Origin of the sequence: Pseudomonas sp. L7 (assembly GCF_046605565.1) — a bacterium.
GTDB lineage: Bacteria > Pseudomonadota > Gammaproteobacteria > Pseudomonadales > Pseudomonadaceae > Aquipseudomonas > Aquipseudomonas wayambapalatensis.
Genome location: NZ_CP176784.1, coordinates 2,696,926 through 2,717,765 on the forward strand (window position 1 = coordinate 2,696,926; position 20,840 = coordinate 2,717,765).

At 65.8% G+C, this 20,840-nt stretch carries 19 protein-coding genes, 1 pseudogene and 1 riboswitch; of the genes and pseudogenes, 2 read left to right on the top strand and 18 right to left on the bottom strand.

Annotated elements, in window-relative coordinates; genetic code table 11:
• Positions 1-72: 72 nt before the first annotated feature.
• Complete coding sequence (gene ptrR, locus ACK3BK_RS12120; RefSeq protein WP_153773677.1) at positions 73-936, top strand: putrescine utilization regulator PtrR; 864 nt, start codon at positions 73-75, stop codon at positions 934-936.
• Between the two features lie 229 nt (positions 937-1,165).
• On the top strand, positions 1,166-1,687 hold the full coding sequence (locus tag ACK3BK_RS12125) for an acyloxyacyl hydrolase (RefSeq protein ID WP_186719314.1): 522 nt from the start codon (positions 1,166-1,168) through the stop codon (positions 1,685-1,687).
• 122 nt (positions 1,688-1,809) lie between these two features.
• On the opposite strand, the gene ACK3BK_RS12130 is transcribed toward ACK3BK_RS12125, so the two are convergent.
• From ACK3BK_RS12130 to paaF, 18 genes and pseudogenes are all read right to left on the bottom strand, one after another.
• Entirely contained in the window at positions 1,810-2,832 is a 1,023-nt protein-coding gene (locus tag ACK3BK_RS12130; protein ID WP_186719315.1) for a FecCD family ABC transporter permease, read from the bottom strand.
• On the bottom strand, positions 2,832-3,800 hold the full coding sequence (locus ACK3BK_RS12135; RefSeq protein WP_411384389.1) for an ABC transporter substrate-binding protein: 969 nt from the start codon (positions 3,798-3,800) through the stop codon (positions 2,832-2,834). Before ACK3BK_RS12135 ends, ACK3BK_RS12130 begins: the two co-directional genes overlap by 1 nt.
• The gene (locus tag ACK3BK_RS12140; RefSeq protein ID WP_411384390.1) at positions 3,797-4,573 is read right to left on the bottom strand and encodes an ABC transporter ATP-binding protein; all 777 of its coding nucleotides are present in this window, start codon (positions 4,571-4,573) and stop codon (positions 3,797-3,799) included. Before ACK3BK_RS12140 ends, ACK3BK_RS12135 begins: the two co-directional genes overlap by 4 nt.
• A 111-nt stretch (positions 4,574-4,684) precedes the next feature.
• A riboswitch (cobalamin riboswitch) is annotated at positions 4,685-4,891 on the bottom strand.
• An 89-nt stretch (positions 4,892-4,980) separates the two neighbouring features.
• Positions 4,981-7,032: a phenylacetic acid degradation bifunctional protein PaaZ gene (gene paaZ, locus ACK3BK_RS12145; protein ID WP_411384391.1), complete on the bottom strand. Its 2,052-nt coding sequence runs from the start codon at positions 7,030-7,032 to the stop codon at positions 4,981-4,983.
• A gap of 24 nt (positions 7,033-7,056) precedes the next feature.
• Positions 7,057-8,289, bottom strand: coding sequence for an OprD family porin (locus ACK3BK_RS12150; protein ID WP_186664843.1), 1,233 nt, complete (start codon positions 8,287-8,289; stop codon positions 7,057-7,059).
• Between the two features lie 33 nt (positions 8,290-8,322).
• Positions 8,323-9,891 (bottom strand): annotated as a pseudogene (locus tag ACK3BK_RS12155) (cation acetate symporter); the annotation flags it as partial.
• Positions 9,882-10,190: a DUF485 domain-containing protein gene (locus ACK3BK_RS12160; protein WP_054890632.1), complete on the bottom strand. Its 309-nt coding sequence runs from the start codon at positions 10,188-10,190 to the stop codon at positions 9,882-9,884. The gene ACK3BK_RS12160 and the pseudogene ACK3BK_RS12155, both read right to left, overlap by 10 nt.
• Before the next feature lie 329 nt (positions 10,191-10,519).
• Positions 10,520-11,596: a 1,2-phenylacetyl-CoA epoxidase subunit PaaE gene (gene paaE / locus ACK3BK_RS12165; protein WP_411384392.1), complete on the bottom strand. Its 1,077-nt coding sequence runs from the start codon at positions 11,594-11,596 to the stop codon at positions 10,520-10,522.
• Between the two features lie 15 nt (positions 11,597-11,611).
• The gene (paaD, locus tag ACK3BK_RS12170; RefSeq protein ID WP_186664834.1) at positions 11,612-12,145 is read right to left on the bottom strand and encodes a 1,2-phenylacetyl-CoA epoxidase subunit PaaD; all 534 of its coding nucleotides are present in this window, start codon (positions 12,143-12,145) and stop codon (positions 11,612-11,614) included.
• Entirely contained in the window at positions 12,132-12,890 is a 759-nt protein-coding gene (gene paaC / locus ACK3BK_RS12175; RefSeq protein ID WP_411384393.1) for a 1,2-phenylacetyl-CoA epoxidase subunit PaaC, read from the bottom strand. Before paaC ends, paaD begins: the two co-directional genes overlap by 14 nt.
• An 8-nt stretch (positions 12,891-12,898) precedes the next feature.
• Entirely contained in the window at positions 12,899-13,180 is a 282-nt protein-coding gene (gene paaB / locus ACK3BK_RS12180; protein WP_004374528.1) for a 1,2-phenylacetyl-CoA epoxidase subunit PaaB, read from the bottom strand.
• Between the two features lie 26 nt (positions 13,181-13,206).
• Positions 13,207-14,196, bottom strand: coding sequence for a 1,2-phenylacetyl-CoA epoxidase subunit PaaA (paaA, locus tag ACK3BK_RS12185; RefSeq protein WP_065863738.1), 990 nt, complete (start codon positions 14,194-14,196; stop codon positions 13,207-13,209).
• Positions 14,197-14,456: 260 nt separating this feature from the next.
• Positions 14,457-15,776: a phenylacetate--CoA ligase PaaK gene (paaK, locus tag ACK3BK_RS12190; RefSeq protein WP_411384394.1), complete on the bottom strand. Its 1,320-nt coding sequence runs from the start codon at positions 15,774-15,776 to the stop codon at positions 14,457-14,459.
• A 111-nt stretch (positions 15,777-15,887) separates the two neighbouring features.
• A complete protein-coding gene (gene pcaF, locus ACK3BK_RS12195; RefSeq protein ID WP_411384395.1) occupies positions 15,888-17,108 on the bottom strand; it encodes a 3-oxoadipyl-CoA thiolase in 1,221 nt (406 codons plus the stop codon).
• Positions 17,101-17,556, bottom strand: coding sequence for a hydroxyphenylacetyl-CoA thioesterase PaaI (gene paaI / locus ACK3BK_RS12200; protein WP_411384396.1), 456 nt, complete (start codon positions 17,554-17,556; stop codon positions 17,101-17,103). The genes pcaF and paaI overlap by 8 nt, the downstream gene beginning before the upstream one ends.
• Positions 17,549-19,066, bottom strand: a complete 1,518-nt coding sequence (paaH, locus tag ACK3BK_RS12205) for a 3-hydroxyacyl-CoA dehydrogenase PaaH (protein WP_411384397.1) — start codon at positions 19,064-19,066, stop codon at positions 17,549-17,551. Before paaH ends, paaI begins: the two co-directional genes overlap by 8 nt.
• A 1-nt stretch (position 19,067) precedes the next feature.
• Positions 19,068-19,859, bottom strand: coding sequence for a 2-(1,2-epoxy-1,2-dihydrophenyl)acetyl-CoA isomerase PaaG (gene paaG, locus ACK3BK_RS12210; RefSeq protein WP_411384398.1), 792 nt, complete (start codon positions 19,857-19,859; stop codon positions 19,068-19,070).
• 37 nt (positions 19,860-19,896) lie between these two features.
• Complete coding sequence (paaF, locus tag ACK3BK_RS12215; RefSeq protein ID WP_186664816.1) at positions 19,897-20,670, bottom strand: 2,3-dehydroadipyl-CoA hydratase PaaF; 774 nt, start codon at positions 20,668-20,670, stop codon at positions 19,897-19,899.
• Positions 20,671-20,840 lie beyond the last annotated feature (170 nt).

Here is a 20,840-nt window from a genome sequence, read left to right on the forward strand (position 1 = left end):
CAGACTAGAGGTGTGCGGCTTTAATGAAAACTGAATAATAATGAGCGAAACATTCACGAATGGAGAATGGCTGTGGACCTGGTGCAACTGGAAATGTTCAAGGCGGTGGCCGAGCACGGCAGCATCAGCGCTGCCGCCCAACACATCCATCGGGTGCCGTCGAACCTGACCACCCGTATCAAGCAGCTCGAAGAAGACCTGGGGGTGGAGCTGTTCATCCGCGAAAAGAGCCGCCTGCGCCTGTCTCCTGCGGGCTGGAACTTCCTTGAATACACCCGGCGCATCCTTGAGCTGGTGCAGGAGGCACGCTCGACCGTGGCCGGAGAAGACCCGCAAGGCACCTTTGCCCTCGGCTCGCTGGAGAGTACTGCGGCGGTACGCATTCCGGCAGTGCTGGCAGCCTATAACCAGCGTTATCCGAAGGTCGACCTGGATCTTTCCACCGGCCCTTCGGGGACCATGCTCGAAGGGGTGCTGTCGGGGCGGCTGGTGGCAGCCTTCGTCGATGGCCCGGTGCTGCACCCGACACTCGAAGGCATGCCGGTGTTCGAGGAGGAGATGATGGTCATCGCCCCCTTGAACCACGCTCCGGTCAGCCGCGCCCAGGACGTCAACGGCGAAAGCATCTATGCCTTTCGCGCCAACTGCTCGTACCGGCATCACTTCGAGAGCTGGTTCGTCAAGGACAAGGCCGTCCCGGGCAAGATCCACGAGATGGAGTCGTACCACGGCATGCTCGCCTGTGTCAGCGCCGGTGCAGGCCTGGCCCTGATGCCGCGCAGCATGCTCGACAGCATGCCCGGCGCCAGTACGGTCAGCGCCTGGCCGTTGTCCGAGGATTTTCGTTACCTCAAGACCTGGCTGGTGTGGCGTCGCGGTACGGTGTCACGCAGCCTGAGCATGTTCATCCGCCTGCTGGAGGAGCAGGCCGGCTGAAGGGTTCAAGGCGAAAAACCGATACCTTGCTAACTTTTTTCCTATTCGATAGTGGCAAATGACTTTCATCTTTTATCGCGGCTGACGATAATCAGAAAAGTATTACTACTTGTGACCCCAGGTGGGATGGCCTGGGGCGCAAGCGAAGAACGAGAGGCCAAGCCTCCACTTGCTGCAGGCACGACCCACCAGGGCACCTGCCCGTGAAGACCTTCTGGAGTAGTCATTGATGAAAACCCGTCTTGCCACCTCGTTGGCCGCCGCCGTGCTGGCCCTTGCCGGTACCAACCTGGCCCAGGCCGCGCAAATCTCTGGCGCCGTGGGCGCCACCAGTCAGGGCGACATGACCTATCGCATCGGCCTGTCGTTCGACTGGGACAAGAAGTGGCTGCAGAGCAGCACCGGTCACCTGACCGGTTACTGGGATGGCGCCTACACCTACTGGGAGGGCGGTGACTACAGCGGCGCCCACTCCCTGTCGTTCAGCCCGGTGTTTGTCTATGAGTTCGGCGATTCGGGCTACGTCCCGTTCATCGAGGCCGGTATCGGCCTGGCCGCCTTCTCCAAGACCGACGTCGGCGATCAGAAGCTGGGCTCGTCGGTCAACTTCGAAGACCGCATCGGTTTCGGCCTGAAGCTGCCGGGTCAACAGAAGATCGGCATCCGCGCCACGCATTATTCCAACGCCGGCATCAAGCAGCCGAACGACGGCATCGAGTCGTACGCGCTGTTCTACAGCGCGGGCTTCTAAGCGCTGCCTGTGCACCGTCGGTATCGGGCCGACGGTGCATCACTGGCGGGCGATCAGCACCTGCCGTGCCACCCGATGTTCGAGCAGTTGCTCATCCACCCGTCGATCCACGTCCGTGCATGTCAGGCCTTGCGCCTCAGCAAGAGGATGAAGAACAGGCCGCCGATGGCCGCCGTAGCGATGCCGATTGGCAGATCCTGCGGGGCGATCAGGGTGCGTGCGCCTACATCGACCCAGATCATGAACAGCGCCCCGAGCAAGGCGCAGGCCGGCAGCAGGCGGCGATGCTCGGCGCCCACCAGGCGACGAGCCACGTGGGGCAGCATCAGGCCGACGAAACCGATGGCGCCCGACAGCGACACCAGCACACCGGTCAGCAACGCCGTACCGACGAACACCTTGGCCCGCACGCGCCGGGTGTCGAAGCCCAGGCTCACAGCGGTCTGCTCGCCACTCATCAGCGCGTTCAGCGCCCGCGCCAGGCTCATCAACAGTACGAAGCCCGCCAGCACGCAAACGGCCGGCAGCCACAACAGCGACCACTGCGCCAGGCCCAGCCCGCCGAGCATCCAGAACATCACCGAAGCGGCGGCATGCGGGTCGCCGGTGTAGAGCAGCAGGTTGGCGGCGGCCATTACCACGAACGACACCGCTACCCCGGCCAGCAGCAGGCGATCGCTCTCCAGGCGCCCACCGCGGCTGGCCACGCCGAGCACCAGCAACATACTGCCCAACGCGCCGATGAACGCTGCCAAGGGCAGGCTGAAGGCCCCGGCGAACGGGCCGAGAAACAGCACCACCAGCACTGCGCCGAACACCGCCCCGGAGCTGACACCCAGCAGGTGCGGATCGGCCAGGGGATTGCGGGTCACCGCCTGCAGGGCGCCGCCGACCATTGCCAACCCTGCGCCGACCAGCGTCCCCAGCAACACGCGCGGTGCGCGGATCTGCCAGACGATCTGCGCCTGGCCGCGGCTCCAGTCGCCGTTTTCCCCCAGCCCCACCTGCTGCAGGACAATGCCGACCACTTTGCCCAATGCGACCTGCGCCGAGCCGAACCCCAGCGACAGCAGGCACGACAGCAGCAAGGCCAGCAGCAGCGAAACGATCAGCAGGCGATAGCCCGCAGGGCTGCGAATCGGCATCAGCGGCGGGCCTCGGCGAAGCGCTGCGGATGCAGGGCCGTGGCCAGGGTCTCGATGGCCTGGGCGTTCTCCACCGACGGTGTCACCTCCAGGTACGACAGCACCACGAAGCGCTGCTTGCGGATCGCCTCGACACTGCCCAGCGCCGGGTGGTGCAGGAGGAAGTCGCGTTTGTGCTGCCAACTGGTGGGCCCGTAGTCGACGATCACGATCACCTGCGGATCGCGTTCCACCACGCTCTCCCAGTTCACCTGGGTCCAGCTGGCGGCCACATCGCTCATGACGTTATCGCCTCCCGCCGTGGTGATCAGCGCCTGCGGCATCCCCAGGCGCCCGGAAGTGGTGGGGCGGTCTTCACCACTGTCATAAAGGAATACGCGCGGCCGTTGCTTGATCTCGGCCATCTGCGCCGCAACGCGCTCGACGCGTTGGCGCAACTGGCCAACCAGCGCAGTGGCGCGCTCGCGCACATCGAAGATCCGGCCAAGGTTGTCCAGGTCGCGGTAGAGGTCTTCGAGGCTGGCCTGGCGCTGGGGCATGATCCAGGAGCACGACTCGCTCAGTTCATACACCGGGATGTCGAAGGGCGCGAGGGTCTGTGGGGTGACCGGCCCGCCGATGCGCATGCCGTAGCTCCAGCCGGCGAGGAAGAAGTCGGCGTTGGCATCGAGCAGGTTTTCCACCGACACGTAGCGCGGCGCCAGCTCTGGCAGCCCGTCAAGTGCTTCGCGCAGGCTTGGGTCGAGGGTTTTCCAGCCGCTGATGCCGCTGTAGCCGGCCATGTGGTCGCGCAGCCCGAGGGCCAGGAGCATGCCGGTGAGATTGATGTCATGGCTGACGGCATGCTGCGGCGCATGGGTGAAGGTGACGTCGCGCTCGCAACTGCGCACGGTCAGTGGATAGTTGTCGGCCTCGGCGGCCAGGGGCAGGGCGGCCAGCAGGGCCAGGCTGGTGAGCAGCGATTTCATGCAGGGCTGATCCAGGTAATGCGTGGATGGGAGGCCAGCGGGTGGCGATCGACCAGGGCCTGTACGCCGAACACCTCGGCCAGGCACTGCTCGGTGAGCACGTGTTCTGGCGTGCCGTGGGCGACGATGCGCCCGGCATCGATCACGTACAGCCGATCGCAGAAGGCGGCGGCCAGGTTCAGATCGTGGAAGCTGGCCAGCAGGCTCAGGCCGGTGCTGCGCAGTTGCTGCAACAGGGCCAGCTGGAAGCGTGGGTCGAGGTGGTTGGTCGGCTCGTCGAGGATCAGCAGCCGAGGTTGCTGGACCAGTGCCCGCGCCAGCAGCACGCGCTGCTTTTCGCCGCCCGACAGGCAGACGAAGGCGTCGAGGGCGCGCGGCAGCAGGTCGAGCCTGGCGAGGGTGTCGTCGATCAGGCTCGGCTCGCCGTCGCCCTCGAACCAGCCCAGATGCGGGGTGCGGCCCATGGCAACGACGTCACGCACGTTCAGGCCGAAGTCTTCGGGGAACTCCTGCAGCATCACCGCGATGCGCTGGGCGACCCAGCGTGGGTTGCGCTGCCAGATATCCTCGCCATCGAGGTGCACCTGACCGACGCTGGGGCGATTGAAGCGGTAGGCGCAGCGCAGCAGGCTGGTCTTGCCACTGCCGTTGGGGCCGATCAGCCCGACGAATTCACCGGCGCCGATCTGCAGGTCGATACCCTCCAGCAGCGGCTGTCCACCGCTGTGCGGCGACCAGTGCAGGCCTTGGATGTGCAGGGTAGGGCATGACATGGATGAACCAACCGTCGCAGGGTGAGTGATACCCGAACGGTGGAGGTGCGCGCAGCTGTCGCGGGCGCGCGGCCGCCGCGAGAACCGGCCTGCGCCCGCCCACCGCGGGAGTTGCCAACTGCTGTGACAGGCCGGTCTCCGGGCTTGCGAGGGGCATGAGGCATTCACCTTCCCATGCCGTTGGCACAGTGGTGTATCGAATGCATCGCTCGCTTACCGTTGCGGGGGCAGCGCCGGACTGCTCGCAGGGGCGAGGCACCGGCTTCCCGTTTAATCCCCGGCTCGGCGGCAGGGGACACCTGAAACAAGGGGCGCATCTGAGCATTTATGGGATGGGGAGTCAACCAGCCCTGTTGCGGGGCACGCCCGCTCCCGCGACAGGGCCGACACCTTCAAGCCTTCAATGCTCAGCCGCGCTTGAGCACCAGCGTCAGGATGTCGTAACTGGCCACCAGTTCACCGAGCTGGTTGGTCACCTCCACATCCCAGGCCACCACCCCTTGCGGCTGCCCCAACGGGCTGGTCTTGCCCTGGTCGATCTTGCGCTTGCAGGTCAGGCGCGCCTGGATCGTGTCACCGATCCCCACCGGGTTGATAAAGCGCAGGGTGTCCAGCCCGTAGTTGGCCAGTACCGGCCCTTCACCCGGCGACACGAATAGTCCGGCCGCCGCTGACAGCACGAAGTAGCCATGGGCGATGCGCTTGCCGAACTGCGACTGCTTGGCGGCGATCTCGTCGAAATGCATGTAGAAGTGGTCGCCCGACAGGCAGCCGAAGTTCACCAGGTCCGCCTCGGTGACGGTACGTCGGTGGGTCAGCAGCGACTCGCCGATGCGCAGATCATCGAAGTAGCGACGGAACGGGTGCACCTCGGTCTCGATCACTTCAGCGCCACGCACGTGCTCGCCAGTGACCGCCGCCAGCATGCTCGGCGAACCCTGGATCGCGGCGCGCTGCAGGTAGTGCTTGACCGCCCGCAGGCCGCCGAGCTCTTCGCCGCCCCCGGCACGCCCGGGGCCGCCGTGCTTGAGCTGTGGCAGCGGCGAGCCGTGCCCGGTGGACTCCGGCGCAGCCTCGCGGTCGAGCACCAGCAGACGGCCGTGCCAGGCGGCGGCCGCGGGAATGGCCTTGGCGGCGATGGCGCGGTCGCGGGTCACCAGGGTCGCCACCAGGCTGCCCTTGCCTCGTGCGGCCAGGGCCAGGGCTTCGTCCAGGTCGTCGTAGGCCATCAGGGTGCTGACCGGGCCGAACGCCTCGATATCGTGGGCGCCGCCCTCGGCGTGCGGGTCGCGTGCGTGCAGCAGGGTCGGGGCGAAGAACGCACCTTCGGCCACGCCTTCGCCTACCGGCGAAAAACCGTCGCTGGCGCCGAACAGTTGGTCGCAGCTTTGCAGCAGGCTGCGCACGCGCTCGCCGACATCACGCTGCTGGTCGTGGGAGGCCAGCGCGCCCATGCGTACGCCTTCGACCGCCGGATCGCCCACCACCACCTTGGCCAGGCGTTCGCGCAGGCGGGTGGCGACGGCATCCAGGTGCCTGGCCGGCACGATGGCGCGGCGAATGGCCGTGCACTTCTGGCCTGCCTTGGTGGTCATCTCGCGCACCACCTCTTTGATGTACAGGTCGAACTCCTCGTCGTCCGGGGTTACATCCGGCCCGAGGATGGCGCAGTTCAGCGAGTCGGCTTCAGCCGTGAAGGGCACCGAGTTGCGCACCAGGTTCGGCGTCATGCGCAGCTTGGCGGCGGTGTCGGCGGAGCCGGTGAAGGTCACCAGGTCCTGGCCCTGCAGGCGTTCGAGCAAGTCGCCGGTGCTGCCGATCACCAGTTGCAGGCTGCCGGGTGGCAGCAGGCCGGATTCGTCGATCAGGCGCACCACGGCTTCGGTCAGGTAGCTGGTGGACGTCGCGGGCTTGACGATGCACGGCATGCCGGCGAGGAAGGTCGGCGCGAACTTCTCCAGCATGCCCCAGATCGGGAAGTTGAAGGCGTTGATGTGCACCGCCACGCCTGCCCGTGGCACCAGGATATGGCTGCCGGCGAAACGCCCTTGCTTGCCCAGCGGGATGGCCGGGCCTTCGTGCAGCAGGTTGCCCGAGGGCAACTCGCGGGTGCCGATGCCGGAGTAGGAAAACAGCGTGGCATTGCCGCCTTCGATGTCGATCCAACTGTCGGCACGGGTCGCGCCGCTGTGGTGGGAGAGGGCGTAGAGCTGTTCCTTGCGCTCGGCCAGGTACAGCGCCAGGGCCTTCAGGCGTGCGGCGCGCTGTTGAAAATCCAGGGCCATGAGCCCGGCGAGGCCCTGGCGGCGGCCGAAATCCAGCGCTTCGGCGAAGTCCGGGCGTTCTTCGTGGCTGTAGGCAAGTACTTGCCCGTCGAGGGCGCTGCGCAGGGCCTGGGCGCCGTGCTGGCCGATCCAGCGGCCGGCGATGAAACTCTGCAGGGTGTGGGCGTCAGACATGCTGTTCTCCTTTGAAGGGCGCGGTTACCACAGCGCCAGGGTGTAGCCGATGATCAGGCGGTTTTCGTCCACGGCGTTGGTCAGGCCATTGCCGGAACGGAAGGTGACGTTGCGCCAGCGCAGGCTGACGTCCTTGAACGGGCCGCTCTGGATGACGTAGGTGATGTCGGTGTCGCGCTCGCGTTCGCGGCCATTGCTGAGGGTCGCGGTTTCGGCGTGGCGACCGTCGGTATAGCGGGTCATGAAGCTCAGGCCCGGAATGCCCATCGCGACGAAGTCGTAGTCGTAGCGCACCTGCCAGGAATCCAGACCTGCGCGGGTGAAGGTGTTGTAGGTGACCAGGTTGACGGTGTAGGGGTCGCCGCCGTTGAGAAACGGAAACGCGCTGTCGCCGGACATCTGCTGCCAGGTGGCGGTGAACTTGTGGGCCTTCACGCCCAGGGTGAACATGGCGTTGAAGTTGCGGTTGTCGATGCGCCCGGCGCGTTCGGCGCCGTCGCCGCGGCTGTCGAAGTAGCGCAGGTCGCTGCGCAGGCTCAAACCCTCGCCCAGTGGCTGCGTGTGCAGCAGGCCCAGGTACTGCTGGCGGTAGATCTCGTCGAGCTTGGCGTAGTAGTAGCTGACGCTGGTCTGCGGGGTGATCGCGTAGCTGCCGCCACCGAAGTCGAAGTGGTCGCTGCTGGCCGCGCCGTAGCCAATGTCGTCGCGCCCGGAGGAGTCGCGCAGGTTGGCCTTGGTCAGGCGTCCGGCGTTGACGGTCAGCCCCTCGAGCTCCTGGCTGGTCAGCAGGCCGCCCTGGAAGGTCGATGACAGCAGGCGGGTGTCGTTGTACACCACCACGGGCAGAATCGGCTGCAGGGTGCCCAGGCGCAGGGTGCTCTTCGATACCCGCAGTTTGCCGGTCAGCCCCAGCTCGCTGTAATCGTCCACCGGCTCCAGGCTGTGCGGGCCGAAGGGCAGCAGGCCAGTGTTGCGCCGGTCGCGGCTGGAGTCGAGCTTGATCCCCAGTTGCCCCATGGCATCCACGCCCAGCCCTACCGGGCCCTCGCTGAAGCCCGATTCGAAGCGTGCGGTGAAACCCTGGGCCCATTCTTCGGCCTTGGCTTGCGGCGCATTGGACTGGCGGAAGTCGCGGTTGATGTAGTGGTTGCGCAGCTCGACGCGGGCGTGGCTGTCAGCGATGAAATCCGCCATGGCGGGCAAGGGCAGGGCGAGGGTGGCCAGCCAGGCGGCCGACTTGAGACGAGTGTGGTTCATTGTTGTTATATCCGACATTCGAGGTTCAAGGGTTCAGTGCTTGCTGGCGCCCGCGGCGCCGATCCCGGTCATGGAGCGAATGAACTGGCCCAGGTAGCGGCCACGTTCTTCGCTGGCTCGTTGCGAGCTGTCGGTGACCGAGAAGGCCCAGGCACCGAGGAAGGCCAGGCTCATGGAGAACAGCGCCGGGTTGCTGTAGGGGAACAGCGCGCGCTCGTTGTGCAGCACGTTGACCCACACCGCCGGGCCCAGCACCACCAGCACGATGGCCGAGACCAGCCCGGCCATGCTGCCGGCTACTGCGCCACGGGTGGTCAGGCCCTTCCAGAACATCGAGAGCAGCAGCACCGGGAAGTTGACCGAGGCAGCGATCGCCAGCACCAGGCCAGAGAGGAAGGCAATGTTCTGCGATTCGAACAGCAACCCCAGCAGCACCGCGAGCAGGCCGATCAGCAGAGTGGCGATGCGCGACATGCGCATTTCTTCCTGCTCGCTGGCCTGGCCCTTGCGCACGACGCAGGCATAGAGGTCGTGGGAGATCGCCGAGGCACCGGACAGCGCCAGGCCTGCGACCACGGCCAGAATCGTGGCGAAGGCCACCGCCGAGATGAAGCCCAGGAACAGGTTGCCACCCACGGCCTGGGCCAGGTGCACGGCGACCATGTTGCCGCCGCCGATGATCGCGCCGCTGGCGTCTCGGTAGGCCGGCTCGGTCCCCACCATGACGATGGCGCCGAAACCGATGACGATCAGCAGCAGGTAGAAGTAGCCGATGAAACCTGTGGCGTAGAACACGCTCTTGCGTGCTTCCTTGGCGTCGCTGACGGTGAAGAAGCGCATGAGGATGTGTGGCAGCCCGGCGGTGCCGAACATCATGCCCAGGCCCAGCGAGATGGCGTCGATGGGGTTGGACAGCAGTGCCCCGGGGGCCATGATCGCCTGGCCCTTGGCATGCACCGCCACGGCGCTGGCGAACATTGCCTCGGTGCTGAAACCGAAATGCTTGAGCACCATGAACGCCATGAAGGTGGTGCCCGACAGCAGCATCACCGCCTTGATGATCTGCACCCAGGTGGTGGCGAGCATGCCGCCGAAGGTCACGTACAGCACCATCAGTACGCCTACCAGGGTGACGGCGTAGAGGTAGCTGATACCGAACAGCAACTCGATCAGCTTGCCGGCACCGACCATCTGCGCCACCAGGTACAACAGCGCGACGGTCAGTGTGCCGAACGCTGCGCTCAGGCGCACCGGGGCCTGGGCCAGACGATAGGAGACGACGTCGGCGAAGGTGTACTTGCCCAGGTTGCGCAGGCGCTCGGCGATCAGGAACAGGATGATCGGCCAGCCGGCGAGTACGCCCAGGGCGTAGAGCAGGCCGTCGTAGCCGTTGATGAACATCATCGCCGAGATGCCGAGGAAGGACGCGGCGCTGATCATGTCGCCCGCGATCGCCAGGCCGTTCTGCATCCCGGTCAGACCGCCGCCTGCCGTGTAGAAATCACTGGTCGAGCGCGTGCGCGCCGCGGCCCAGCGGGTCACCAGCAGGGTGAAGCAGACGAACACCATGAACATCGAGATGGCAGTCCAGTTCATTGCGCGCACTCCTGGCGAACCTTGTCGTTGAGCGGGTCGATGACGCGGTTGGCACGGTGCATGTAGATGCCGGTCAGGGCGAACGACAACAGCACCATCAGCACCCCCACCAGCATGCCGACGCTGGTGACGCCGCCACTGAGCGACTGGCCGAGCAGGCCGGGAGCGAAGGCCACCAGCAGCACGAAGCCGTAGTAGGCGGCGAGCATGGTGAGGGTGAGGCTGCCGTTGAGGCGGCGCTTGCGGCGGATCAGTTGCTGGAAGTCGGGGTGCTTGCTGATGGAATCGATGTGCTCGGGTGTCATGGGAAGCGGTCCTCTGTCTTGTAATTGTTTTTTCAGGTCACGCAGGGTGTTGCAGGGTTGCTGGCGGCCTCATCGCGGGACGAGCCCGCTCCCACAGGTACAGCAGTGACCATGGGTCTTGTGGGAGCAACGGTCTTGCTCAAAATTTGAAGTCCAGCCCAATCCCTGCGGGAGCAGGCTTGTCCCTTTAAAGTCCAACCCAATCCCTGTGGGGGCGGGCTTGTCCCTTTAAAGTCCAGCCCAATCCCTGTGGGGGCGGGCTTGTCCCTTTAACGTCCAGCCCAATCCCTGTGGGAGCGGGCTCGTCCCGCGATGAAGGCGACGCGGTCTCAAAGCTGATCGAAATCCAGCACCACGCGATCGCTCAGCGGATACGTCTGGCACGACAGCACATACCCCGCCGCCACCTCGTAGTCCTCCAGCGCATGGTTGCTGTCCATTTCCACCTCGCCCTCGATGACCCGGCACTTGCAGGTCGAGCACACCCCGGCCTTGCACGAATAGGGCAGTTCGGCACCGATGGCATTGCCGGCATCGAGGATGTTCTGGCTGTTGCGCGGCAGGTCGAAGGCCAGTGCACGGCCATCGCTGATCACGGTGATATGGCTCAGCGCCGAGTCCAGCTGGCGCGCCGCCTCGCGGGCTTCGCGCCGGGTTTCGCTGCCGGCGGCGGCGAACAGCTCGAAATGGATGCGTTCGCGTGGCATGCCGTTGTCTTCGAGGCTGGCACGCACGGTTTCGGTCATCGCCTGCGGCCCGCAGATAAAGGCGGCATCGAGGGCCTGCACGTCGAGCCAGCGAGAGAACAGCTGGCCGCACTTGTCGGCGTCGATACGGCCGTTGTACAGGTCGACATCCTGCTGTTCGCGGCTAAACACGAAAATCAGGTTCAGGCGGTCCAGATAGCGGTTCTTCAGGTCTTCCAGACGATCGCGAAACAGTGCGCTGTTGCTGGCGCGGTTGCCGTACAGCAGGGTGAAGCGGCTGTTGGGCTCGCAGGCCAGGGTGGTGGCGATGATCGACAGGATCGGGGTGATGCCGCTGCCTGCGGCCACCCCCAGGTAATGGCCGTGGCGCTCGGCCTGCAGCGGCACGAAGAAGCTGCCGCTGGGCGGCATCACTTCCAGTTGCTGGCCGGCCGCGAGCACGTCGTTGGCGAATGCCGAGAAGCGCCCGCCCGGCACGCGCTTGACCGCCACGCGCAGCTCACCCTCCTGCACGGCACTGCAGATTGAGTAGGAACGGCGCACCTCCTCATCGTCGAGAAAGGTACGCATCACCAGGTACTGGCCCTGGGTGAAGCGGAACGCGTCCTGCAGATGGGCGGGGACGTCGAAGGCGATCGACACGGCGTCGCGTGTCTCGTGGCGCACTTGCTTGATGGTCAGGCTGTGAAACTGGCTCATGGTCGTCTCCACGGCTCAAATGCATTTGAAATAGTCGAACGGCTCCAGGCACTCGCGGCAGCGATAAAGCGCCTTGCAGGCCGTGGAGCCGAACTGGCTGAGCAGTTCGGTATGGGTGCTGCCGCATTGCGGACAGCACACCTGGGGGGCTTCGCCGAGCAGGCTGCGCTTGCTGGCGCTGCCCTGGGGCGGCGCGATGCCATAGACCCGCAGGCGCTCGCGGCCCTGGTCGCTGATCCAATCGGTGCTCCAGGCCGGGGTCAGACGGCGTTCCAGCGCAGGCTGGGCAAAACCGGCCTGTTCCAGGGCCTGGCGGATATCGCCCTCGATCACCTCGGTGGCCGGGCAGCCGGAGTAGGTGGGGGTCACCACCAGGTGCAGGTGGCCGGCGCGCCAGTCGAGGTCGCGCACGATCCCCAGATCGACCACGCTGACCACCGGCACCTCCGGGTCCATGACCTGCTCCAGCACCGCCCAGGCCCGCGCCAGGTCGCCCTCGCGCAGGCTGCGGGCGCCACGGTCGCCGGCGATCAGCTCACCAGGTCGCATCGGGGTAGGCTCGTGGCAGGAACTGCATCTCGGCCAGCAGCAGGCCCAGGTGTTCGGTGTGCAGTCCCTTGCGACCGCTCAGGTAGAAATGGCTGGCAGGCGTGGGCTGCGGCAGCTCGACCGAGGCGAACACGGCGCTGACCTGGGCAAGCCAGGCTTGACCCACCTGCGCCGGGTCGGCGGCAATACCCGCGGCGGCCAGGCGCGTCTCGCTTTCACTGCCCTGGCTCAGCTCCACGGTGAAGCGCCACAGTGACGGGATCGCCGCGAGCATGCGGCGACGGCTTTCGTCAGTGCCACCCCCCAGGCGCTGCACCCACTCAGCGGAGCGGCGCAGGTGATAGGTGACCTCCTTGAGCGCTTTGGCCGCGATCCCGGCGATGCGCGGATCGCTGGAGGCGCACAGGCCCTCGAGCATCGCCAGGTGCCAGGCGTCGTAGAGGAACTGCTTGGTCATGGTCACGGCAAAATCGCCGTTCGGTTGCTCGACCAGCAGCAGGTTGTGGAAGGCGCGCTCGTCACGGCGAAACGCCAGGGCGTCGGCATCGCGGCCGTCGTCGAGCAGTTCGGCGGCGTACTCCAGCCAGTTGCGCGCCTGGCCGACCAGGTCGAGGCCGACATTCATCAGCGCCAGCTCTTCTTCCAGTGCCGGGGCGTGGCCACACCATTCGCACAGGCGCTGGCCCTGGATCAGGGCGCTGTCACCGAGCAGCAGCAGGTAGGGGATCAGATCGTCGTTGTGCATGGCGGGCCTCACATGTGTCCGACTTCGTCAGGCAGCTCGTAGAAGCTGGCATGGCGATAGACCTTGTCGTCCGAAGGGGCGAACAGCGGGTCTTTTTCGTCAGGCGAAGAGGCGGTGATCAGCGCCGAAGGCACCACCCACAGGCTCACGCCTTCGCTGCGCCGGGTGTACAGCTCACGGGCGTTCTCGATGGCCATGGCCGCGTCGGCGGCATGCACACTGCCCACGTGCTTGTGGTTCAGGCCGTGCTTGCTGCGCACGAATACTTCGTAGAGGGTCCAGACAGACATGTTCGATCTCCGCATCGGTCGCCGCTTCAGGCGGCGTTCTTGTTCTGTTGCTTGCGCGCATAGGCCACGGCGGCCTCACGTACCCAGGCACCGTCTTCGATGGCCTGGCGACGGGTGGCGACCCGCTCCTGGTTGCAGGGGCCGTTGCCCTTGATCACTTCGTAGAATTCGTCCCACTGGATTTCACCGAAGTCGTAGTGGCCGCGTTCGGCGTTCCACTTCAGTTCCGGATCAGGGGCGGTGCAGCCGAGCAGTTCGAGCTGCGGTACGGTCTGGTCGATGAAGCGCTGGCGCAGTTCGTCGTTGGTCTGGCGCTTGATCTTCCAGGCCATCGACTGCGCGCTGTTGGGGGAGTGTTCGTCGCTGGGGCCGAACATCATCAGCGAGGGCCACCACAGGCGATTGATCGCGTCCTGAACCATGTCCTTCTGCGCCTGGGTGCCGTGGCGCATCATGGTCAGCAGCAGTTCGTAGCCTTGGCGCTGATGGAAGCTCTCTTCCTTGCAGATACGGATCATCGCGCGCGAGTAGGGGCCGTAGGAGGTACGTTGCAGTACCACCTGGTTGACGATCGCCGCTCCGTCGACCAGCCAGCCCACCGCGCCCATGTCGGCCCAGCTCAGGGTCGGGTAGTTGAAGATGCTCGAGTACTTGGCCTTGCCGCTGTGCAGCTTGGCGATCTCTTCGTCGCGGTCGGCGCCCAGGGTCTCCATGGCGCTATACAGGTACAGGCCGTGGCCGGCTTCGTCCTGGATCTTGGCCATCAACTGCAGCTTGCGCTTGAGGCTCGGGGCGCGGGTGACCCAATTGCCCTCGGGGAGCATGCCGACGATTTCCGAATGGGCGTGCTGGGAGATCTGGCGAATCAGGGTCTGGCGATAGGCCTCGGGCATCCAGTTTTTCGGTTCGATCTTGATCTCGGCGTCGATCTTCTCCTGGAAGTGGCGCTCTTCGGGCGACATCTCTTCCAGTGACTTGACACGTTTGACGCCGGTTTCGACTAGCTGTGCGTACATGTTCGGGCTCCCGCCTCAGGGGTGGTTGGGGCATGGGGTTCTTTATAAGCGATACGCGATCTAACATCAAACATAAAATAATGTATCGAATGAAATTGTGTATCACGTTGCGGCCCTATCGCGGGACGAGCCCGCCCACAGGCGGCTCGCTGATCCTGGAGTCAGTGGGAGCGGGCTCGTCCCGCGATAGGGCCGGCAAATACGGCGCAAAAAAAAGCCCCGGACGAGGCCGGGGCAGAAAAAGGCAGCCGAATCGAAAGTCAGTTGGCCAACCGTTTGTCGTAGACGTGGCAAGCCTTGCCCTCGGAGCGCTTCAACGTCCCGCAGGGCTGCAGGCGAATCTGCGTGCTGATGCCGATGTAGGTCTTGATCTGCTTGCTCAGCTCACCCACAAGCGCCTTGCGCGTAGCGTCGTCCAGGTACTGGCTGTCGGCACGCAACTCCACGTGCACTTCCACACTATCAAGATTGCCATTGCGATACAGATGAATCTCGTAAAGCTCGGAAAGCTGTTTTATTTTTAGCACCTGCTCTTCGATCTGCGTGGGGAACACATTGACCCCGCGGATGATCAGCATGTCGTCGCTGCGCCCGGTGATCTTGCCGATCCGCCGCATCGGCCGTGCCGTGCCGGGCAGCAGGCGGGTCAGGTCGCGGGTGCGGTAGCGCACCATCGGTAGCGCCTCCTTGCTCAGTGACGTGAACACCAGCTCGCCCAGTTGCCCATCCGGCAGGACCTCGCCAGACACCGGGTCGATGATCTCGGGATAGAAATGGTCTTCCCAGATGGTCGGGCCGTCCTTGGTCTCGATGCACTCCATGGCCACGCCCGGCCCCATGATTTCCGACAGGCCATAGATATCCAGGGCGTTGATACCCAGGCGTTGCTCGATGGAGCGGCGCAGCTCGTCGGTCCAGGGTTCGGCACCGAAGATGCCCAGGCGCAGCTTGAGGTCGTTGGGGTCGATGCCCTGGCGTTCGATCTCGTCGGCGAGGTTGAGCATGTATGAAGGCGTGACCATGATGATGTCGGGCTGGAAGTCGCGGATCAGCTGCACCTGCTTCTCGGTCTGGCCGCCGGACATGGGGATCACCGTGCAGCCCAGGCGCTCGGCGCCGTAGTGAGCGCCCAGGCCACCGGTGAACAGGCCGTAGCCATAGGAGACATGCACCTTGTCGCCCTTGCGTCCGCCTGCGGCGCGGATCGAACGGGCGACCACGTTGGCCCAGGTGTCGATGTCGTTCTGGGTGTACCCGACCACCGTGGGCTTGCCCGTGGTGCCGCTGGAGGCGTGCAGGCGTACCACTTCCTCCTGGGGGACGGCGAACATGCCGTAAGGGTAGTTGTCACGCAGGTCGCTCTTGCCGGTGAAGGGGAAGCGCGACAGGTCTTCGAGCGACTTCAGGTCGTCCGGGTGGGCGCCGCAGGCGTCGAAACGCTGGCGGTACAGCGGCACCTTGTCGTAGGCGTGACGCAGGCTCCAGCGCAGGCGTTCGAGCTGGTGCTGGCGCAGGGCGTCGACACTGGCGGTTTCCATGGGGTCAAGCAGGGCGCGTTCGGCATCGTGGTACATGTTCATGGCTTCACTCGAGTTGTTCTTGTACGCCGGCCCGTCGAGGGGCCGTGAGTGTCATGGTGGGCAGCATACTGCCCGTTGCAGCGTGGGTCGCGGTCCGTTGGTCGAGGTGCCTCAAAGGCGCTCGATCACCATGGCGATGCCCTGGCCGACGCCGATGCACATGGTGCACAGGGCGTAGCGCCCGCCGGTCAGCTCCAGTTCGTGCAGGGCAGTGGTGACCAGCCGTGCGCCACTCATGCCCAGCGGATGACCCAGGGCGATGGCGCCACCGTTGGGGTTGACCCGTGGATCGTCGTCGGCAACGCCCAGCTCGCGCAGCACTGCCAGCCCTTGGGCGGCGAAGGCTTCGTTGAGCTCGATCACGTCCATGTCGGCCAGGGCAAGGCCGGTCAGTTCCAGCACTTTGCGCGTCGCTGGCACCGGGCCGATGCCCATGATGCGCGGCTCGACTCCGGCTGCGGCCATGCCGACGATCCGCCCGCGCGCCTTCAGGCCGTGGCGGCTGGCTGCGCTGCTGCTGGCCAGCAGCAGTGCGCAAGCACCGTCGTTGACCCCCGACGCGTTGCCGGCGGTGACGCTGCCACCTTCGCGAAACGGCGTACCAAGGCGCGCCAACTGCTCCAGGGTGGTGTCGCCGCGCGGGTGCTCATCCTGTTCGACCACCTTGGCCGGGCCCTTGCGCTGGGCGATCTCGACCGGGACGATTTCGCGCGCCAGGCGGCCATTGGCCTGGGCGGCGGCAGCCTTGTGCTGGCTGCGCAGGGCAAAGGCGTCCTGGTCGGCGCGCGAGATGCCGAACTGCTCGGCAACGTTCTCGGCGGTCTCGGGCATCGAATCGATGCCGTATTGCGCTTTCATCAGGGTGTTGACGAAGCGCCAGCCGATGGTGGTGTCGAACAGTTGCCCACTGCGGCCGAAGGCCTGTTCGGCCTTGCCCATGACGAAGGGGGCGCGGGACATGGATTCGACGCCGCCGGCCAGCATCAGCCCGGCCTCGCCACAGCGCAGGGCGCGGGCGGCGTTGCCGATGGCGTCCAGGCCCGAGCCGCACAGGCGGTTGAGGGTGGTGCCCGGCACCTCGACAGGCAGCCCGGCCAGCAGCGTCGCCATGTGTGCAACGTTGCGGTTGTCTTCGCCGGCCTGGTTGGCGCAGCCGAGGATCACATCGTCGATGGCGTGCCAGTCCAGCTCTGGATGGCGGGCGATCAATGCCTTGATCGGGATCGCCGCCAGGTCGTCGGCACGCACGCTGCTCAGGGCGCCGCCGTAGCGGCCGATGGGCGTGCGTACGGCGTCGATGATCAGGGCGTCGTTGAGGGTCGGTTCAGTCATCTTGCGTCTCCTGCGTCAGCACGCTGCCGCGCAACTTGTAGGACTTGCCATGGAACAGCGCCACCAGCTCGCCACGCTGGTTTTCCAGGCGCACGTCGTAGAGGCCGGTGCGGCTCTTGCGCACCACTTCGTGGGCGGTGGCGGTCAACTGGTCGCCGAGCAGCGCCGGGGCCACATAATCGATGCTGCAGCCCAGGGCCACGGTGGCCTCGTCGTGGCTGTTGCAGGCAAAGGCGAATGCCGAATCGGCCAGGGCGAAGAGAAAGCCGCCGTGGCAGGTGCCGTGGCCCTGGATCATGTCGGCGCGCACGGTCATGCGCACCGTGGCGCTGCCGGGGCCGGCCTCGAGCAGTTCGATGCCCATGCCTTGGGTCGCAGGGTCACGGGCGTACATGGCGTTGGCACAGGCGCGGGCCAGCGCTTCGGGCGTGCGAGGTGTGTCAGTCATGCAGGCGGCCTCCTTCGGCATGGGTGCGGCGCAACAGCAGGGAAGGGCGATAGCGTTCTTCGCCGTAGGCCTGTTGCAGGTGTTCGAGGGTGCGCAACGTGTGGGTAAGGCCCATGCGTTCGGCCCAGGCCAGCGGCCCCAGTGGATAATTGACCCCGGCGCACATGGCCAGGTCGATGTCGGCCGCCGAGGCGACGCCTTGCAGCACGGCATCGGCGGCTTCGTTGGCGAGCATGGCCACCGTGCGCAGCACGGCGAGCCCCGGCAGATCAGCCAGGGCGCTGACGGTGAATCCGGCGCGCTGGAGCAGTGCGACAACCTGATCGCGGGCTTCGATCGTGGTGCTCCTGGCCCAGGTGATGGCGATGCGGGTAGCGCTGCTGTAGTCCAGGGCGAGGTCGATCAGCACCAGATTCTGCAGGCCGTCGTCGCGAGCGCGCTGGCTGGCCAGGCGACCGTCGGACAGGGCCAGGGTGGCGTCGCCAATGCGCAGCAAGCCCTGGCCGGCGCGCTGGGTAAGCTCGGTGCCGCTGGCGTTCAGGCGTTGCACCAGCGGCTGCATGACGCCGAGGTCGCCCTCGACCACGCAGCGCGTGACCTCGGCAGCGCTGCGCAATTCGGCAGGCTGCGGGCGTTCGGCGCCCTCGCGGTAGTCATGGAAACCCTGGCCGCTCTTGCGTCCCAGGCGCCCGGCCGCCACCAGTTCCTTCTGTACCTGCGAGGGTTGGAAGCGCAAATCCCCGTAGTAGGCGTCGAACACCGAGCAGGTGACGGCGTAGTTGACGTCGTGGCCGATCAGGTCGGTGAGTTCGAACGCGCCCATGCGGAACCCGCCGGCCTCGCGCAACAGTGCATCGAGGGTCGCGCAGTCGGCTGCGCCTTCCTGCAGCAGGCGCAGGCTCTCGGCGTAGAACGGACGGGCTACGCGATTGACGATGAAACCAGGGGTGGAGCGCGCATGCACCGGCTGCTTGCCCCAGGCCTTGGCGGTGTCGTACAGCGTATCGGCCACGGCCGGTTCGGTCGCAAGCCCCGACACGACTTCGACCAACGCCATCAAGGGGGCAGGATTGAAGAAGTGCATGCCGACCACTTGCCCGGGACGAGCAAGCCCCGCTGCCAGGCGGGTAATCGACAAAGACGAGGTGTTGCTGGCGAGGATGCAGGTTTCTGCGCAGAGGGCTTCGAGCTGGTGCAGCAGTTGCTGCTTGATCTCGAGGTTTTCCACGATCGCCTCGATCACCAGCGCTGCATCGGCCAAGGCCTCGAGGGACTCGGCAGGTTGCAGGCGGGCCGTGATCAGCTCGCGCTCACAGGGGCTCAGCTTGCCTTTTTCCACCTGGCGCGCCAATTGCCGGGCGATGCCGTCGATGGCCTGCGCCGCAGCGCCCGGACGATTGTCATAAAGCCGGACTGGATGCCCGGCCTGGGCTGCAACCTGGGCAATGCCGGCACCCATGGCGCCAGCACCGATCACCGCAACCTGAGCGTCAATGTGCAAGGCGCTCATCTCAGCACCCCTTGAACGTCGGCGTACGCTTTTCCATGAAGGCGCTGACGCCTTCGCGGTAGTCGTCGCTGCGCCCCGCCAGGCGTTGCAGGTCGCGCTCGAGCGTCAGTTGCTGGTCGAAACTGTTGTCGAAGCTTGCGTTGAGGCTGCGCTTGATCAGTGCCAGGCCATAGGTGGGCTGAGCGGCCAGGTGCCGCGCCAGGCGCAGTGCTTCGTCGCGCAGCTCGGCATCGTCCACCACGCGGTGAATCAGCCCCCATTGCTCGGCCTGTTCGGCGCTCAGACGCTCACCCAGCATGGCCAGGGCTTTCGCGCGGGCCATGCCGACCAGCCGCGGCAGCAGCCAGGTGCCGCCGGAATCCGGAATCAGGCCGATGCGGCAGAACGCCTGGATGAAGCTGGCCGAACGGGCGGCCAGCACCAGGTCGCAGGCCAGGGGGATATTGGCGCCGGCGCCGGCGGCCACGCCGTTGACCGCGCAGATCACTGGCATCGGCAAGTCGCGCAGGCTGCGGATCAGCGGGTTGTAGAACTGCTCGATCGACTGGCCCAGGTCGGGGCGCTCGGCACCGGGGGCGACATTGCGATCGGACAGGTCCTGCCCGGCGCAGAAACCACGACCTTCGCCGGTCAGCAGCAGGACCCGTGCCTGTGCGCTCTGGCGCACCTGCTTGAGGGCCTCGCGCACCTCGAGGTGCATGTCGGTGTTGAAACTGTTGAGTTGCTCGGGGCGGTTGAGCGAGAGGAGGGCGACGCCGTCCTCGATGGAAAACAGGATGTGCTGGAAGCTCATGGCAAGCGCGCTCCGTCAGTCGGTGGAATCGAGTGGTTCAGCGGCCGATGAAGTTGGCCGGGCGTTTTTCCTGGAAGGCGCGGATGCCTTCGTCGCGGTCGGCAGTGCCGGCCAGCAGGGTGAAGGCATGTCGTTCGAAGCGCAGGCCGCTGGCGAGGTCCGTATCCTGGGCCTTGAGCAGGGCCTCTTTGGCCAGGCGCACGGCCAGGGGCGCCTTTTGCGCGATGCTGCGGGCCACCTGCAGGGCGCGTTCGACGGTCAGTTCGGGCTGGGTCATTTCGCTGATCAACCCGGCCTGCAAGGCGTGGCGGGCATCGAGGGTTTCGCCGGTGAGCACCAGTTGCATGGCCAGGGGCTTGCCGACCGCGCGAAGCAGGCGCTGGGTGCCACCCGCGCCGGGGATGATGCCGAGGTTGATCTCTGGTTGGCCGAAGCGAGCGTCGGCCCCGGCGATCACGATATCGGCGCACATCACCAGCTCGCAGCCACCGCCCAGGGCGAAGCCGTTGACGGCGGCGATCAGGGGCTTGGGGAAGGCGGCGATGCGTTGCCAGTGGGCGACTCGGGGATCGTTGAGGATGCCGACCAGATCGCGCTCGGCCATCTCGTTGATATCGGCGCCGGCGGCAAAGGCCTTGCGATTGCCAGTGATGACCACCGCGCGGGTGTGTTCGTCGTGGGCAGCGGCGTCGAGTTCGTTGGCGAGTTCTGCCAGCAGCTCGGTATTCAGGGCGTTGAGGGCTTGCGGGCGGTGCAGGGTGATCAGGCGGACACCGTCCGCCGGGGCCTGCACAACGAGGTTGCTTGGCATGGTGGTACCTCAGGCTGCACGTTTGGCGCCGGTCAGGGCCGGCCAGTTCTTGGAATCGGTTGCAGTGGTGGCGCAAGTATAGGCTCAAAGCGATACGAAATATCAATATTAAAATTAAATTGGTGTATCTTAATATTCGAGGGTGATCGGTGGGGCTGCTGGAGACCCTT

Coding starts and splice junctions, on each gene's coding strand:
- paaF (WP_186664816.1), bottom strand. CDS start 20,670: ATGCCAAGCAACCTCGTTGTGCAGGCCCCGGCGGACGGTGTCCGCCTG.
- ACK3BK_RS12135 (WP_411384389.1), bottom strand. CDS start 3,800: ATGAAATCGCTGCTCACCAGCCTGGCCCTGCTGGCCGCCCTGCCCCTG.
- paaK (WP_411384394.1), bottom strand. CDS start 15,776: ATGAACATGTACCACGATGCCGAACGCGCCCTGCTTGACCCCATGGAA.
- ACK3BK_RS12130 (WP_186719315.1), bottom strand. CDS start 2,832: ATGCCGATTCGCAGCCCTGCGGGCTATCGCCTGCTGATCGTTTCGCTG.
- paaH (WP_411384397.1), bottom strand. CDS start 19,066: ATGAGCGCCTTGCACATTGACGCTCAGGTTGCGGTGATCGGTGCTGGC.
- paaI (WP_411384396.1), bottom strand. CDS start 17,556: ATGACTGACACACCTCGCACGCCCGAAGCGCTGGCCCGCGCCTGTGCC.
- paaC (WP_411384393.1), bottom strand. CDS start 12,890: ATGCACAACGACGATCTGATCCCCTACCTGCTGCTGCTCGGTGACAGC.
- paaE (WP_411384392.1), bottom strand. CDS start 11,596: ATGAGCCAGTTTCACAGCCTGACCATCAAGCAAGTGCGCCACGAGACA.
- paaA (WP_065863738.1), bottom strand. CDS start 14,196: ATGTACGCACAGCTAGTCGAAACCGGCGTCAAACGTGTCAAGTCACTG.
- ACK3BK_RS12125 (WP_186719314.1), top strand. CDS start 1,166: ATGAAAACCCGTCTTGCCACCTCGTTGGCCGCCGCCGTGCTGGCCCTT.
- paaG (WP_411384398.1), bottom strand. CDS start 19,859: ATGAGCTTCCAGCACATCCTGTTTTCCATCGAGGACGGCGTCGCCCTC.
- paaZ (WP_411384391.1), bottom strand. CDS start 7,032: ATGTCTGACGCCCACACCCTGCAGAGTTTCATCGCCGGCCGCTGGATC.
- pcaF (WP_411384395.1), bottom strand. CDS start 17,108: ATGACTGAACCGACCCTCAACGACGCCCTGATCATCGACGCCGTACGC.
- paaD (WP_186664834.1), bottom strand. CDS start 12,145: ATGCGACCTGGTGAGCTGATCGCCGGCGACCGTGGCGCCCGCAGCCTG.
- paaB (WP_004374528.1), bottom strand. CDS start 13,180: ATGTCTGTCTGGACCCTCTACGAAGTATTCGTGCGCAGCAAGCACGGC.
- ACK3BK_RS12150 (WP_186664843.1), bottom strand. CDS start 8,289: ATGAACCACACTCGTCTCAAGTCGGCCGCCTGGCTGGCCACCCTCGCC.
- ACK3BK_RS12160 (WP_054890632.1), bottom strand. CDS start 10,190: ATGACACCCGAGCACATCGATTCCATCAGCAAGCACCCCGACTTCCAG.
- ACK3BK_RS12140 (WP_411384390.1), bottom strand. CDS start 4,573: ATGTCATGCCCTACCCTGCACATCCAAGGCCTGCACTGGTCGCCGCAC.